Origin of the sequence: Paralcaligenes sp. KSB-10, from assembly GCF_021266465.1 — a bacterium.
Taxonomy (GTDB): Bacteria; Pseudomonadota; Gammaproteobacteria; order Burkholderiales; family Burkholderiaceae_B.
On the sequence record NZ_CP089848.1, the window covers coordinates 1,153,372 to 1,167,970 of the forward strand.

14 protein-coding genes are annotated in these 14,599 nt (G+C 57.4%); 1 reads left to right on the plus strand and 13 read right to left on the minus strand.

Going from position 1 to position 14,599, the window contains the following annotated elements; all coding sequences use genetic code 11:
• Window positions 1-8: 8 nt before the first annotated feature.
• The 13 genes from LSG25_RS05335 to LSG25_RS05395 form a co-directional block, all read right to left on the minus strand.
• On the minus strand, window positions 9-1,529 hold the full coding sequence (locus LSG25_RS05335; protein WP_232743670.1) for a methyl-accepting chemotaxis protein: 1,521 nt from the start codon (window positions 1,527-1,529) through the stop codon (window positions 9-11).
• Between the two features lie 117 nt (window positions 1,530-1,646).
• On the minus strand, window positions 1,647-2,279 hold the full coding sequence (gene cheZ, locus LSG25_RS05340) for a protein phosphatase CheZ (RefSeq protein ID WP_370635954.1): 633 nt from the start codon (window positions 2,277-2,279) through the stop codon (window positions 1,647-1,649).
• Window positions 2,280-2,295: 16 nt separating this feature from the next.
• Window positions 2,296-2,685, minus strand: coding sequence for a chemotaxis response regulator CheY (gene cheY, locus LSG25_RS05345; RefSeq protein ID WP_232743672.1), 390 nt, complete (start codon window positions 2,683-2,685; stop codon window positions 2,296-2,298).
• Between the two features lie 47 nt (window positions 2,686-2,732).
• The gene (locus LSG25_RS05350; RefSeq protein WP_232743673.1) at window positions 2,733-3,782 is read right to left on the minus strand and encodes a chemotaxis response regulator protein-glutamate methylesterase; all 1,050 of its coding nucleotides are present in this window, start codon (window positions 3,780-3,782) and stop codon (window positions 2,733-2,735) included.
• A gap of 37 nt (window positions 3,783-3,819) precedes the next feature.
• A complete protein-coding gene (locus LSG25_RS05355; protein WP_370635955.1) occupies window positions 3,820-4,680 on the minus strand; it encodes a CheR family methyltransferase in 861 nt (286 codons plus the stop codon).
• A gap of 3 nt (window positions 4,681-4,683) precedes the next feature.
• Complete coding sequence (locus LSG25_RS05360; RefSeq protein ID WP_232743674.1) at window positions 4,684-4,989, minus strand: Tar ligand binding domain-containing protein; 306 nt, start codon at window positions 4,987-4,989, stop codon at window positions 4,684-4,686.
• 57 nt (window positions 4,990-5,046) lie between these two features.
• On the minus strand, window positions 5,047-5,547 hold the full coding sequence (locus LSG25_RS05365) for a chemotaxis protein CheW (RefSeq protein ID WP_232744572.1): 501 nt from the start codon (window positions 5,545-5,547) through the stop codon (window positions 5,047-5,049).
• Between the two features lie 27 nt (window positions 5,548-5,574).
• Window positions 5,575-7,632, minus strand: a complete 2,058-nt coding sequence (cheA, locus tag LSG25_RS05370; protein WP_232743675.1) for a chemotaxis protein CheA — start codon at window positions 7,630-7,632, stop codon at window positions 5,575-5,577.
• Window positions 7,633-7,708: 76 nt separating this feature from the next.
• On the minus strand, window positions 7,709-8,764 hold the full coding sequence (gene motB / locus LSG25_RS05375; protein WP_232743676.1) for a flagellar motor protein MotB: 1,056 nt from the start codon (window positions 8,762-8,764) through the stop codon (window positions 7,709-7,711).
• A gap of 12 nt (window positions 8,765-8,776) precedes the next feature.
• Entirely contained in the window at window positions 8,777-9,652 is an 876-nt protein-coding gene (motA, locus tag LSG25_RS05380; protein ID WP_232743677.1) for a flagellar motor stator protein MotA, read from the minus strand.
• Between the two features lie 121 nt (window positions 9,653-9,773).
• A complete protein-coding gene (gene flhC, locus LSG25_RS05385; protein WP_232743678.1) occupies window positions 9,774-10,322 on the minus strand; it encodes a flagellar transcriptional regulator FlhC in 549 nt (182 codons plus the stop codon).
• 27 nt (window positions 10,323-10,349) lie between these two features.
• Window positions 10,350-10,673 carry a flagellar transcriptional regulator FlhD gene (gene flhD, locus LSG25_RS05390; protein ID WP_232743679.1) on the minus strand — a complete coding sequence of 108 codons (324 nt, stop codon included), beginning with the start codon at window positions 10,671-10,673 and terminating at the stop codon, window positions 10,350-10,352.
• 636 nt (window positions 10,674-11,309) lie between these two features.
• Window positions 11,310-12,902 (minus strand): glycerol-3-phosphate dehydrogenase/oxidase, encoded by a 1,593-nt coding sequence (locus LSG25_RS05395; protein WP_232743680.1) that lies wholly within the window; start codon window positions 12,900-12,902, stop codon window positions 11,310-11,312.
• Between the two features lie 188 nt (window positions 12,903-13,090).
• On the opposite strand from LSG25_RS05395, the gene glpK reads away from it, so the two are divergent.
• A complete protein-coding gene (gene glpK, locus LSG25_RS05400) occupies window positions 13,091-14,581 on the plus strand; it encodes a glycerol kinase GlpK (RefSeq protein ID WP_232743681.1) in 1,491 nt (496 codons plus the stop codon).
• Window positions 14,582-14,599: the final 18 nt, after the last annotated feature.

Below are 14,599 nucleotides of genomic sequence, written 5' to 3' on the forward strand. Positions count from 1 at the left end.
GAGGGCAACTACACTGCAGTGCCGCGAAAGGCGGTCTCGAACTGGCTATAGTCGAGACCGATGCGCACTGCGCCCCAGCGTCCGTGGTCAAGATCGAGGGGCAGGGACAAGTCGGTGATGATTTCGCCGGTGTCGCGCATATAGGTTTGACACAGCACTCCCAGCGAATTCGCCACTGCCGCCAAACTTACCGAGTCGTCGAAAATACGTTTGTGCCGCACATGCGCGGTGTCGTGCCCCACATCGCCGGTGGGCGCTTGGGAATAACGCGTATTGTGGGCGGGACAATAGCCGTTCTGGTCGATCAGCAGGGCATACGAACAGGCAGGCACCTGGTTCAGCACATAGTCGAGTATCTGAGTCAGGGGCTGGTCTATCGCCGTATCGTACAGAGTCTGAAACCTCGGCGGATTGCTGTTGAGGATACGCCGGTACTGCCGGTCGAACACATCCACGCCTTGCTGCCTGGTTTGCTGCAGCAGCTGGCCGCAGGCTTCGCGAAACGATTCCAGCATATTGGCCACCCAGTCGAAAGCGGTATTTCCGGTGCGCAGGGACGCCAGCATTTCCTGCATGCTCTCGGTTTCATTGCGCACCCCGGTGACCTGATCATTCATGGTCACCATGCGATTTTGCACATGCGAGCTCAGGGTGGCGATACGGGCGATTTTTCTGCCCATATCGTGATTCGTGCCGTTCACTTGCGATACCGCCTGCACCACTTCGCCCATCTCGCCTTCCATACGGTCGAAATCCTTGACGAACTGATCGAAGTTGGCGGTGAACTGCGACACCACGTGATCGGAGCTGGTCATATCGAGATGGATCTGCGTGGTTTTTTCACGCGTATCCGATACCAGATCCAGGATTTCCCCGGTATGTGTAACAATTTCGCCCGTGGCCGCGTTGACGCGTTCGGCCAGCTTGCCCACCTCGCTGGCCACCACCGCAAACCCCTTTCCGGCTTCTCCGGCCCGTGCCGCCTCGACGCCGGCATTCAGCGCCAGCAAATGGGTCTGCAAGGCAATATCCTTGATCAGGCGACTGGTACTTTCGACCGACTGGGCACGCTGGCTCAGTTGCGCCACCACACCCGAAAACACTTCCATTTGCGCCGACACTCGCGAGATACGCTGATGCAGGTCATTCAGTTGGGAAAGGGTCTGATGCGCCACCTGCAATTGCGAATTGAAGGTGCTGGCAATCTCGTTGACGCGCACTGAAGTCTGCTCGGACAAGGATTCAATCTGCCCACCGCTGATAGCCAGGGCATCTGCTTCGGAAGCCTGCTCGCGCACCATGTCGCGGCATGCCTGGGCCTGCGACTGCAGGCGCGCCGCATTGAGCGCAATATCGATGCTGGCCTGGCGCATGGTGATCACCCGATCGCGCAAGGAGCTCAAGAATCGCGACAACGGCCACGCAACAGGATTAAGTGTCCAGGCCCGGTCGGCCAGGGTTGCCTGGCCATTGCTCAGGCGCCGCAACAATCGGCCCACACCCAACATGCGATTGGATTTTTTCTTCATGTTTTGTCTCCTTGTCCCTGTGCACGGTCTCTCACAAAAAAAGCGTTCTACCTCGGCGCATAGGCCCAAACCTGTTGTTTCACGGATATCCCGAAGCCAACAGGGCCCAAACCGCCGTCAGAAGCCCAGGCTCGCCAGCAAATCGTCCACCTGATCCTGGCTGGTTACCACATCAGCCTTGCCCTGCGGGCTGATCTGCGGCCCATTCAACAGGGTTACAGCTTCGTCGCGGCGTTCCTGGGGAACATTGTCGATAAGCACTTGCACCAGTTCGGTTTCGATAGCGCCCACCACCCCAAGCATGCGCATGATGACCTGGCCCGTCAGGTCCTGGAAGTCCTGGGCCATGATGATTTCCATCAGGCTATTCTGCGAAGCCTGCGTTTTGTCGGGAATGCCGCGCAGCAATGAGCGCGTGTCGTCGACCAGTTCGCGCGCCTGGTCGAGCTCGACCGGATGATCGAACCATGATTGCCAGCGCACATCGAGCGCCTGTGCCTCGCGCTGCATCTGTTCTTGCAAAGGCTGCATCTTCTCGGCGGCGTTCAACACCCGGTTGGCGGCCTGTTCGGTCATATGAGCGACATAATGCAGGCGATCGCGGGCATCGGGTATGGCCTGCGCGGCATCCTTGATGGCCTGATCCAGGCCCAGTTCGCGCATGCTTTCACGCAGCATGCGTGTGAGCTGCGCGATACGATGAATCAGGTCGATAGGTTCGGCCGCGCCGTTCACGGGATTTTCAGACATATTCATGCTCCCTTTTTCAGGCTCCGATTTTTTCGAATATCTTGTTCAGCTTCTCTTCCAGGGTTGCCGCCGTGAAGGGTTTCACCACGTAGCCGTTCGCTCCCGCCTGCGCTGCCGCGATAATGTTTTCCTTTTTGGCTTCCGCCGTTACCATGAGTACCGGCATTTTGGACAGGACCGCATCGGCACGGATATGCTTGAGCATGGTCAATCCATCCATATTGGGCATATTCCAGTCGGAAACCACAAAGTCGAACGTGCCGTTGCGCAGCTTCTCGAGGCCCATCGCCCCATCTTCCGCCTCATCGACATTTTCAAACCCCAAATCCTTGAGCAGGTTCTTGATAATGCGACGCATGGTCGGGAAGTCGTCAACCACTAATATTTTCATGGTTTTCTGTACCACTTGTTACTCTCCAAAAATAATAAATAGCCGCGAGCCGTCAAACACGCTCAGACTCGATGGCCATATGCACCACAACTAGTTAGAATACGTTCGCTCATGTCCTGCAAAGGGACAGCTTCGATCGCAGCGCCAATATGCAGGGCTTCCCGCGGCATGCCAAATACCACACAACTCGCTTCATCCTGCGCAAAGGTCAGCGCTCCCGCCTGCCGCATAGCCAGCAAGCCTTGCGCGCCGTCTTTGCCCATGCCCGTCAAAAGAACTCCCACCGCGTTCTTGCCCGCCACCGCCGCCGCCGAATTGAACAGCACATCGACCGACGGTCTGTGCCGATTGACCGGCTCGCCATGATCGAGGTCGATCGTGTAATTGGCCCCGGAACGGGCAAGCTTCATATGCGCCACACCGCCGGGAGCCAAATAGACATGCCCCGGCAGGACACGCTGGCCCTGTTCCGCCTCGTGCACGGTTACTGCGCAAAGGCTGTCCAGGCGCTGCACGAACGAGCGGGTAAAACCGGCCGGCATATGCTGCGTGATCAGTATGGCCGGGCTATTGGCGGGCAGAGGCTCCAGAACCTGGCGTATCGCCTCGGTGCCTCCAGTCGAGGCGCCGACCAGGACCAGCTTTTCAGTCGTTGAGAACAGTTGTGACAGGCGCCTTGGCGCTGCCGCGGATTGCGATCGCTGGCGCGGGCGGGAAAGCGCCGCGGCGCGAATTTTCTCCGCGATGATATCGGTGTATTCGACCAGGCCATCGCGCAAACCCAGCTTGGGCTTGGTTACGAAATCAACGGCACCGAGCTCCAGGGCGCGCAGGGTCACCTCCGAGTTGCGCTCGGTCAGGGACGACAGCATGACCACCGGCATGGGCCGCAGCCGCATCAGGCGCTCCAGGAAATCCAGGCCGTCCATGCGCGGCATTTCCACATCCAGGGTAAGTACGTCGGGATTATGCTGCTTGATCAACTCACGCGCGATCAGCGGGTCGGGAGCAACCGCCACGACTTCCATGTCGGGGTGGCCATTAATGATTTCCGTCATCAGGCCACGCACCAACGCCGAATCATCCACACATAAAACACGGATTTTTTTCATCGCCTTATGGCCCTTCATTCATATATATAAAAATGCCTCACGGACGCCTGCCGCCCTGGGCCTCGACATACACCGTTTGCCCCTGCAAGCGAAATGCCTTGCTCAAATAGGTAAAGTTTTCCGAATGCCCAACAAACAGCAGACCCTCGGGCTTGAGCATTTTCGAGAATTGCCCAAGGACCTGGGTCTGGGTTTCCTTATCGAAATAAATCATCACATTGCGACAGAAAATGGCATCGAACTTCTTGTCCGATGGCCAAATGGGCGAGACCAGATTGAACGGCTCGAACTGCACCAGATTATGTATTACCGGCTTGACGCGAACCATGCCGTCTTGCGTACCTTTGCCGCGATAAAAGTATTTTTTCAGCATGCCATCCGGCACAGGCTGAACACGATCGAGAGAGTAGACTCCGAATCTGGCGCGTTCGATGGCATGCGTATCGATGTCGGTTGCCCATACCGATATCTGCGAATCGGCCCCGGGCAGAGCTTCGCGCAAGGTCATTGCTATCGAATAAGGCTCCTCGCCCGTAGATGCCGCACAGCACCAGACGGACACGGGACGCTTGCGGTCGCGAACCCATTTATTCAAGGTTTCGAAATGATGGGCTTCCCGGAAAAACGCGGTGTGATTGATCGTGAACGCGTTCACAAAATGCTCCCATTCCGGCAAGCCAGTGTCCTGTTCAAGATAGTTCAAGTACCCCTCAATCGTTTTCTTGCCCAGGCGCTTGGCCCGCAGCCCCAGCGTGCGCGCAGCCATTTCGCGCTTGTGGCCGCCCAGGACTATACCGGCACGGTCGCGCAACAGGCGTACTGCCCGGTCGAAGTCATGCTGGCTCGCCTGAGCCAGAGACTCCATCAGGAAAAGAGGTTGGCGGGCGGTCGATGTCACGAATCAAGCCTGGCCAGCGAGGGAGGGAAAGGAATGCACGAGAGCTGGCGACCGGCCCTCGTGCGACAAGGCCCCTGAGGACCCCGCCTCGATCACCTCCCCTCCACTGAACTTGAGCACCGACCCCGCCTCGCCGATCAAGGCCCCCGCGCGCTGATTCTGGGCCACCTGCGTCAAGGCACGGTTATTGCCATGCATCGAGAACACGCCCAATACCGCACCTGTAAACACCATAAACAAAAAGAAAGCCAGCACCAGTATCAGACTCGTGCGGATTTTCAGATTGGAAAGCAAGGATAGTGCGCGCATACGTTTTGCAGTCTTATAAGATGGATTCCGCGATTTCCGTGAAGCCGCGATCGGGCCTCAGGCCGCAGCACGCTCTACCAGGGCCATTTCCTCGCTCGTCATCAGCCTTTCAATGTCGACCAGTATCAGCATGCGCTCGCCCAAGGTGCCAATGCCGGTCAGGTACTCGGTCGAGAATGCCGTACCGAATTGCGGAGCCGCGCTGATTTGCGACTGCTGCAGCATAAGCACGTCGGAAACCCCGTCGACCACCACGCCCACCACCCGCGAACCCAGATTCAGTATGACTACCACCGTTTGATGGTTGTACTCGACGTTTTCAAGATTGAACTTGATGCGCATATCGACAATGGGCACGATAATCCCGCGCAAATTGGTTACCCCTTTGACGAATGCGGGGACATTGGCAATACGAGTCACGCTTTGGCTGTCGTAGCCGCGAATTTCCTGAACCTTCAGGATGTCGATGCCATACTCCTGCGCCGCGAGCGTGAAGACCAAAAACTCCTTGCCGGTATTGTCGAGCTGGCCCGAATTGAACTCAAATTTATTAATCATCATGTTCTCCGATAATTCCTCGATCCCTTACACTGCCCGCTCACGTGTCATGCGCATTAGCGCAAACACATCGACAATGAGGGCGACACTGCCATCGCCCAAAATGGTAGCCGCCGATACGCCCGGTATTTTCCGATAATTGGATTCAAGATTTTTGACCACAACCTGGTGCTGGCCAATCAGGTGATCCACCAAAAGCGCAAAGCGCACTTCCTCGGCCTGCAAGATAACGGCGATCGAGCGCGCAATTTCGGTTTGGGCATTCTTTACAGAAAACACATTGTGCAAGGCCACCAAAGGCAAATATTCGCCGCGCACGTGCAGCACATGCTCGTCTTCCGAAATATTATGTATTTGATCCATCGTGGGCTGCATGGATTCGGTCACATGGCTGAGCGGCAAGATAAAGGTTTCGTCACCCACCCGCACCGACATGCCATCGAGAATGGCCAGGGTCAGCGGCAACACAATGCGGGTCGTCGTACCCTGATTGGCACGCGACGACAACTGTATATGCCCGCCCATCCCCTGGATATTGCGCCGCACCACATCCATGCCTACGCCACGTCCCGAAATATCGGTCACCTGCTCGGCGGTGGAAAATCCAGGCGCGAAAATAAGCTGCCAGACTTCGTCATCGGGCGCGTTCTCGTTGATGGATATGCCTTGCTGCGCGGCTTTCCTGAGTATCCGCCCCCGATCCAGACCACCACCGTCGTCGGAAACCTCGATCACGATTTGCCCGCCATTGTGTTGCGCGGACAAGCGAAGCCGGCCTTCCGGGCTCTTGCCGTTTGCGATGCGCTTCTCGGGCGACTCGATGCCGTGATCCAGGCTATTGCGCACCAGATGAGTGAGCGGATCGATAATGCGTTCGATCAGGCTTTTGTCCAACTCGGTAGCCTGGCCGTAAGTTTGCAGGTTGATCTGCTTGCCCAGCTTCGACGCGCTCTCGCGCACCAACCTGGGAAAGCGGCTGAATACATAGTCCATAGGCATCATGCGTATGGACATGACCGCCTCCTGGAGATCACGGGCATTGCGTTCCAGCTGTTCAATGCCGTTCAGCAAGCGATCGTGCACGACCGGATCAAGCGTGGATGCTGTTTGCACCAGCATGGCCTGGGTGATGACCAGTTCGCCCACCAGATTGATGATCTGATCCACCTTTTCGACTCCGACTCGAATCGTGCCTGACTCTTTGCCGCTTTTCTCTTTGCCGCCTTTATTCTGCAGCGCCTCCGACCCGGATGCCGCATGAGCCGGCTCCGCCGCCGCTTCGAGTGTAGCCTGGGCAGCCGGTGCCGAAACGGCCGCAAGCCCGAGTCCAGCGCCTGGCCCTGAGTCCGTGGAGGCCCCCTGGGCGGCAATACCGGCCGCGTCCGGGGCGCTGGCGCCGGACACCCGCACCTGATCGGCATTCACAATAAAACAGCACACCGCTTCGATATCGCTGGCCGAACAGCTGGTCTGCAGCGTCAAAGACAAGACGCCATCGCCTCGGTCCTGCCGCAGCACCTCGCCCAGGATGGCCATTTCGGCGACCAGCGCATCGGCGTCCTTGGCACTGAGCTCCCGCAAATCGACACGGACATGCAGAATATCGGTCGGCGCAGCCTGCGCGGGCGCGGCCGCCGCGACCGGCGCCGAAACCCGGGCGACAGGCTCGGCAACCGCGGAAGATTGCTCCAGAGCCAATTCCCGCAATTGCGCACATATGCGTTCATAAGCCTGGATATCGGGGTCTTGCTCATTGCGATATGCGGCGATCTGATCGGTCAGCACGTCTTTGGTATCCAGAAAGAGGTCTATCATGTCTTTGCGCAGGGAAAGCTCATCCCGGCGCAAAAAATCCAGCAAGTTCTCAAGTAAATGCGTGGTCTCGGCCAGATAGCCAAAACAGCCAAAAGTGCCTGCTCCGCCTTTTATGGAATGCGCTGCCCGAAAAATTCCATTGAGCTGATCCATATCCGGATTGGCCACGTCCAATCCCAGCAGCAATTGCTCCATTTCGCTCAGCAGCTCGTCAGCCTCATCGAAAAATGTTTCGAAAAACTGACTCAGATCAACACCGGCACCACTCATGATCGCTCCCTTTAACAGCGTGCCGTCAAGCAACGGCCGCCCCACGTACTGCACTGCCCCAGCGCCGCCGCACTCGTCAGTGTGTTGCCTGCCGGCCTCCGGACATCGATGTCCCGGCTTTACGTTCCGATTCGCGCGCAGCCCGAACGGGCGCCGCCTTGCCATCCGAGGAGGCTGCGCCTGCGGCGCTTGCGGGCAATGGCGGGTCGGGCAGCAAAGTGGACTCCAGCGCCTCCCGCAACTTCGCCGCGGAGGCACCCGCTGCATTCTGTTCATCGATGCGGCGCTCGGCGCGGCGATTCAATACAACAATACTGATACGGCGGTTAACGGCAGCATTGGGATTATCTTTAATCAAGCTGACCGACGAAGCCAGGCCCAGGATGCGCTTGATTTTCAGCGCTTCCATGCCGCCGGCAACCAGTTCCTGGCGCGCCGCGTTGGCCCGGTCGGCCGAAAGCTCCCAGTTGCTGTATTCGCGATCGCCGGCCGCGTACTGTTGAGCATCGGTATGGCCGGCAATACTGATGGAATTGGGCAGTTCATTGAAGACAGGCCCCAGTTCGCGCAGGATCGCACTCATATATGATTGGACCTGAGCGCTCCCTGTCGTAAACATCGGCCGATTCTGCTTGTCGATGATCTGAATGCGCAACCCATCCGGTGTCATGTCCAGCAATAACTGCGGCTGAAATTCCTTCAGCACAGGATCCGATCTGATCAGAGCGTCGAGCTTGCCTTTCAGATCCTCCAGACGACGCGTGTCCCGGCGGTCTCCTTCCGCATCGTCGCCGCCGCCCAGACCGGGCGGCAATGATTCATCGCGAATATCCCTTGGGGGCAAGGGGTTCTTGTTGGGTATGACACTGGGCGAGCCGCCTGGAATCACGTTCGAACCCCTATCCACCTTGGGCCCGCCCGTCACGGCTGTCATGAGCGGCATGCGGAAATATTCGGCGATGGTTTTGAGATCCTTGGAAGGCACGAGCGAAATCAGCCACATGACCAGAAAAAACGACATCATTGCCGTGACAAAATCGGCATAGGCAATTTTCCAGCTGCCGCCGTGGTTGGCCGCAACCACGGCACGCTTGCGCCGAATAACCACGCGATCGGAGTTCGACTGTTTCATGACCCGAACCCGTCAGGCATTCTTATTGGACTGCGATCGGGTCTGCCGCACGTGGTTTTCAAGCTCTATGAACGACGGGCGAACGCCCGAATATAAAACCTTGCGCCCAAATTCGACCGCCAGTTGCGGCGGGTAGCCATTCATGCTCGCCAGCAAAGTGACCTTGATGCACTCCAGGATCTTGACCGAGCCGACCGTGCGCCTCTCGATCGTCGACGCCAGCGGAGCGACAAAGCCATAAGCCAGCAAAACCCCCAGGAACGTGCCGACCATGGCCTTGGAGATCAGATCCGCCAGTATCGCGGGCGGCTGGTCGACCGAGGCCAGCGCCTTGATGACCCCCAGCACGGCCGCCACAATTCCAAATGCCGGCAAAGCATCAGCAACGGCACGCAAGGCGTGGGCGGGAATATCGCGCTCATGGTGGTAGGCTTCGATTTCCTGGTCCATGAGCGTTTCGATTTCGAACGCGCTCATATTGCCGCTGATCATGAGCCGTAAATAATCGGTAATGAACTCAATCAGCTTGGCGTCGCGCAGAATGCTCGGGTATTCGGCAAAAATAGCGCTGCTTTTCGGATCTTCGATGTCGCCTTCGATCGACATCAGGCCATCGCGCCGGGCCTTGTTCAGAATCACGTACAGCAAGGCCATCAACTCCATGTACACCGATTTGCTGTAGGGCGTTGCCCTGAGTACCCCCGGAATGGCCTGCAACAGCAGAGCGACGGATTTGCCGCTGTTCGACGAAATGTACGCGCCCAGCGCCGCACCGGCGATCAGGATGAACTCGAAGGGCTGATACAAAGCGCCTAAATGCCCGCCCAGCGCCGTATAGCTGCCAAACACCGACACCAGGACGAGAAGAAACCCGAAAATAATGAACACAAGAACACCCTTGCTAAAACAGTGTGGCTATGATCACTCTTTTTGAGTAGTCCAAAAGCGGCTGTCAGAGGGGTTTTTTCATCCTAAATCAGGACTCTGAAAATCCCCCTGCCCCTGGCGCTCAGGAATCGCAGGCAGTGGATTGCCTTGGGCGGGTTTTCCCGGCCCGCGGCGGCGGACGGCAAATGGCGCAGACAAAATCGTTTTGAGGGTCGTGCGCGTGCGCCACAAATTCGCCTGTACAGCGCACGCAGCGGGACTGCTGCAACATGCCGCTTTCGAAAAACCTGACCAGCATCCACGCCCGGGTAAAGCTGAGCACGGGCTCTTCGACCGAGCCACGGCTTGTGAAAGCCTGTTCAAGATAAAGACGATAGGCTTCGATGAGAGCACGCGCCTTTTTGGCAGGGGTGAACGTATCCAGGAACTTGTATGCCCCATAGAACGTGCTGGAGTGGATATTGGGCAGCCATGTCATGAACCAGTCGACGGAAAACGGCAGCATTCCCTTGGGTGGGGAACAGCCCTTTATTTCACGATACAGCCTGGCCAGACGGTCATAGCTTAAAGACGTTTCCGATTGCAGCACCTGCAACCTTGCGCCCAGCCGAATCATATCGGTCGCCAAAAGTATTTCTTCGGCCTCTTTGGCGACGCTTTTTGTTGACATTATGGATGTCCTACAACAAGGTGAATGCTAAATGGCTTGTTCTACGGGACGCTGCGAAAGCAGGATGGTTGAATGCGCCTGCTGCAATACCCCGCCCAGTACATCCTGGGTCAAGGCGGACAACAAACCATGGTCGTCCAGGCGGAAACGGCAAATCAGGGAACTGGAGCCCGCCAGCTTTACCAATTGGGACGGAGACAGGCGCATCAGGGTTTCGGCAACGTCTTCGTTAAAGCCGAGACGAAACATGCCAGCCGCATAATTGTCACGCAACAAACGCTGAGCCAGCATCAGGTATGACAAATTGACTTCCCGAATATCGCTTAACGATGAATTATCAGTTCCAGACACAAGCGTCCTCCATTCTGTAGGGTAAGGCACGAAATTTCAAACAAAAAGTTACCAAATCAAGCCAATAAAGCCTGTGTTCCTAGGCGGAAGTATAACAAAATCTTAGATTTGTATCTATTTATCTTAATATTGCCAATAATTTTAATTATCGGTATTTCAAGTTTCAATTTAATGAAAAATATGGAATTTTAAACCAGCATTTCATACCATTTATTGACGAAAGATACTATATAAGTGAAAAGTTTGGTGGCTTTTTACATTTAATACCCAACGTATGTTGAAACAGTGCAACATACGTAACAAAAAAACCACAAACATGCATCTGCATATAACGTCAAATTTCCAGCCGCGATTTCACCCTGTTTTCAGTGTGGAAAACAGCATTCCAAAGAAGGGATGATCGACAATTGCCAGCTACCACAGGCGTAAGCCGGCGACATTGCGTGCTATTTTGTATGGACGAAATATACCGGCACAGGGCCGGCAAGACAGAGGGGTTTAAGCGCGAACAATCGAGGCAAGGCCACGCCTGACAATGTCATCGATTCCTTCCCGGCCTGGCCAGCGCGACTCCCGGCCGATGTTTTTCAGCCCTGTTCAAGGGCATGGCAACGCAGCAAGCCTTCCCCAAAGCGCTCAGGATGGCAGGCTCAGGTAATGCTCGGTCAGCTGCAAAAACATACTCAAGTGGGGATCGAGGCCCGTCTCTTGTTGTACGATCTCGGCCACCTGCGGAGCGACCTTGGCCGCCAGCCGGGCATCCAGGAACAGCAAGCGGAAACGACGGGCAAGCACGTCCTCGACGCTGCGCGCGTACTCGTAGCGCACCGCAAAACGCACCATGGCTTCGGTCAGGCCCGGGACAACTTCCATATCGTGGCCCTCGAGACTTTGTACATAGCCGCTCTCCGAACCGTAGGCGTCGAGACCCGGTGCCTGGGTAAGCGTTGCACGAGGCGCATCCGTGTCCGCCCCCACCAGCCTGAAATCGGCCGTTCGGCTCGGCGGCAAGCTATTGAACACAGAGGCATCGACACATTTGGCGAGCACGTCTTCGGCCATGGCCCTGTAGGTCGTCCATTTCCCCCCGGTAACGGTGATCAGGCCGCTGGGGCTGGCCAGCACCGTATGCTCGCGGCTGATTTTCTTGGTGTTGTCCCCTTCGTCGTCGGGCGGACGGACCAAGGGGCGCAAACCCACCCAGATACTTTTAACATCGGCGCGCGTAGGAGCCCGCTGCAAGTAATGGGCCGACTCCCTCAAAATAAATTCGACTTCTCCGGCATAGGCATCAGGCTCGCGCGCCAGGTCGTGGCGCGGCGTATCGGTCGTGCCCAAAATGAGCTTGCCCAGCCAAGGCACCGCAAACAGCACGCGGCCGTCACGGGTCTTGGGCACCAGCAACGCATGGTCGCCAGGCAGGAAATCGCGATCCACCACCAGATGCACTCCCTGGCTAGGCGCCACCATGGGTTTGGTGGGTCGATGCAGGGCAGCGCCGTCTTTTTGGCGAAATTCATCGACCCATACACCGGCCGCATTGATGACGCATTTGGCGCGAACCGTATATTCGGTACCGAATTCCGAATCCTGGCAACGCAGGCCCGCTACGCGGCCCTGCTCGTGGATCAGATCCGTCACCGCACAATAATTGAGCACCAAGGCTCCTTGCGACGCAGCGGTTCGGGCCAGGGCCAAGGCCAGGCGCGCATCGTCGAACTGTCCATCCCAGTACTTGACTCCGCCGCACAGCCCTTGCGTCCTGACTCCGGGCAGGCACTGTTCGGTTTTCCTGGCATTCAGGAACTCGGTGGAGCCCAGGCCGGCCTTGCCGGCCAGCGCGTCGTATATCTTTAGTCCGATGCCGTAAAACGGGATTTCCCAGCAACGGTAACTGGGCATCACAAAGGGCAGCGGCCGCGCCAGATGCGGCGCGTTGTGCAGAAGAGTGAAACGCTCGTGCAAGGCCTCGCGCACCAGGGCAACATTGCCTTGCGCCAGGTATCGCACCCCGCCATGCACCAGTTTGGTGGCCCTGGACGATGTCCCCTTGGCAAAATCGTGCGACTCCAGCAACACTACCGACAGGCCACGCAAAACCGCGTCAAGCGCCACGCCCAAGCCGGTCGCTCCGCCACCGATAATCGCCATGTCGTAGATCCTGGGCTGTGCCAGCGCGGCCAGCAATCGAGGCCGATCGGTAGATAAAGGAGTAGGAGGAATCGACATATGCAAGTCGCCATTAAACCAGACAGGTTTTAGTGTAATTCCATTTCCGCACAGGCTGCGTGCTTTGTCTGTTTGGCCGCTTGGTGTCGTTCTTTCGATTTCAAGGCCGCAATTGGCCGGAAAATGGGATGAGACGGCGAGCGAGTATGCTAAAAACGCTTTGAGTCCTCTTTCCCACAGAAAATGCCATGACCTATCTACTTGCTTTCGATCAGGGAACCTCCAGTTCGCGCAGCATCGTTTTCGATGCAAACGGAAAAATCGTCGCGCTGGCACAAAAGGAAATCACACAAATTTACCCTGAACCCGGCTGGGTCGAACACAACCCCCTGGAAATCTGGCAAACCCAATTAAGCACTGCCCAGGAAGCCTTGACCAAGGCCGGGCTTAAGGGCAACGATATCCGGGCGATCGGAATTACGAATCAGCGGGAAACCACCGTGGTGTGGAACCGCAAGACTGGGCAACCCCTCTACAATGCCATCGTCTGGCAGGACCGCCGCGCCGAGCCAGCCTGCGCCGAACTGCGCGAAAAAGGCCTGGAGCCGGTCATACTCGAGAAAACCGGCTTGCGCATCGACGCGTATTTCTCGGGGACCAAGCTCAAGTGGATCCTCGATCACGTCCCTTCAGCGCGCGCCTTGGCACGCAAGGGCGAGCTGGCTTTCGGCACTATCGACAGCTGGCTTATCTGGCAACTGACCCGCGGCGCCGTGCACGCCAGCGACGTCAGCAATGCCTCTCGCACCATGTTATTCAATGTGCATCGCAACGAGTGGGATGACGAACTGCTGCGCGCGCTGACTATCGAACCGGAGTTGATGCCCAAGGTCCTGCCGTCAAGCGCCGAATATGGCGTAGCGCATGCCGATCTCCTTGGCCACGCCATCCCCATCTGCGGCGTCGCGGGCGACCAGCAAAGTGCATTATTTGGCCAGGCGTGCTTTCGCGAAGGCATGGCCAAGAATACTTACGGCACAGGTTGCTTCGCGCTGATGCATACCGGGGAAAAATTTCAGACGTCCGAGAACGGCTTGATTACCACCAGCGCCGCGCAAACGGCACCGCAGCCTGAATTTGCCATAGAGGGCAGCGTATTCATAGGCGGGGCGGTCGTCCAATGGCTGCGCGATGGCCTGCATGCATTCACCCGCAGCAGCGAAATCGAAGCGCTGGCACACAGCGTTCCCGATTCGGGAGGAGTAGTGCTGGTGCCGGCCTTTACCGGGCTGGGCGCCCCCTACTGGCAACCCAATGCACGCGGCACCATTACCGGACTGACCCGGGGCTCGACCATGGCGCATATCGCACGCGCCGCACTCGAAAGCATAGCCTATCAAAGCACGGCCTTGCTGCAGGCCATGAGCCGCGATGCCGTGGCGGCGGGTGCGGCGCCGCTGGCCGAAGTCCGTGTCGATGGCGGCGCTTGCGTGAACGATTTGCTGATGCAGTTCCAGGCCGATCTGCTGGGCATTCCGGTAGTGCGCCCCACCGTCATCGAAACCACCGCGCTGGGGGCCGCCTACCTGGCGGGGCTGACCAGCGGCGTATATCGCAGCAAGCAAGAGCTTTCGGAGCTATGGCAGGTCGAGCGCACATTTACCCCGCAACACGACGCCGCACATGCAAAGGCGCTGATGGACGGCTGGGAACACGCGGTACGACAGGCGTGCAGTTAGACAATGCCATTAATGCTT

Excerpts from the sequence above, each read along its gene's own strand:
- LSG25_RS05335 (WP_232743670.1), bottom strand. The coding sequence starts at position 1,529 with ATGAAGAAAAAATCCAATCGCATGTTGGGTGTGGGCCGATTGTTGCGG.
- cheA (WP_232743675.1), bottom strand. The coding sequence starts at position 7,632 with ATGAGTGGTGCCGGTGTTGATCTGAGTCAGTTTTTCGAAACATTTTTC.
- glpK (WP_232743681.1), top strand. The coding sequence starts at position 13,091 with ATGACCTATCTACTTGCTTTCGATCAGGGAACCTCCAGTTCGCGCAGC.
- LSG25_RS05365 (WP_232744572.1), bottom strand. The coding sequence starts at position 5,547 with ATGATTAATAAATTTGAGTTCAATTCGGGCCAGCTCGACAATACCGGC.
- flhC (WP_232743678.1), bottom strand. The coding sequence starts at position 10,322 with ATGTCAACAAAAAGCGTCGCCAAAGAGGCCGAAGAAATACTTTTGGCG.
- motB (WP_232743676.1), bottom strand. The coding sequence starts at position 8,764 with ATGAAACAGTCGAACTCCGATCGCGTGGTTATTCGGCGCAAGCGTGCC.
- LSG25_RS05395 (WP_232743680.1), bottom strand. The coding sequence starts at position 12,902 with ATGTCGATTCCTCCTACTCCTTTATCTACCGATCGGCCTCGATTGCTG.
- LSG25_RS05350 (WP_232743673.1), bottom strand. The coding sequence starts at position 3,782 with ATGAAAAAAATCCGTGTTTTATGTGTGGATGATTCGGCGTTGGTGCGT.
- cheZ (WP_370635954.1), bottom strand. The coding sequence starts at position 2,279 with ATGTCTGAAAATCCCGTGAACGGCGCGGCCGAACCTATCGACCTGATT.
- LSG25_RS05360 (WP_232743674.1), bottom strand. The coding sequence starts at position 4,989 with ATGCGCGCACTATCCTTGCTTTCCAATCTGAAAATCCGCACGAGTCTG.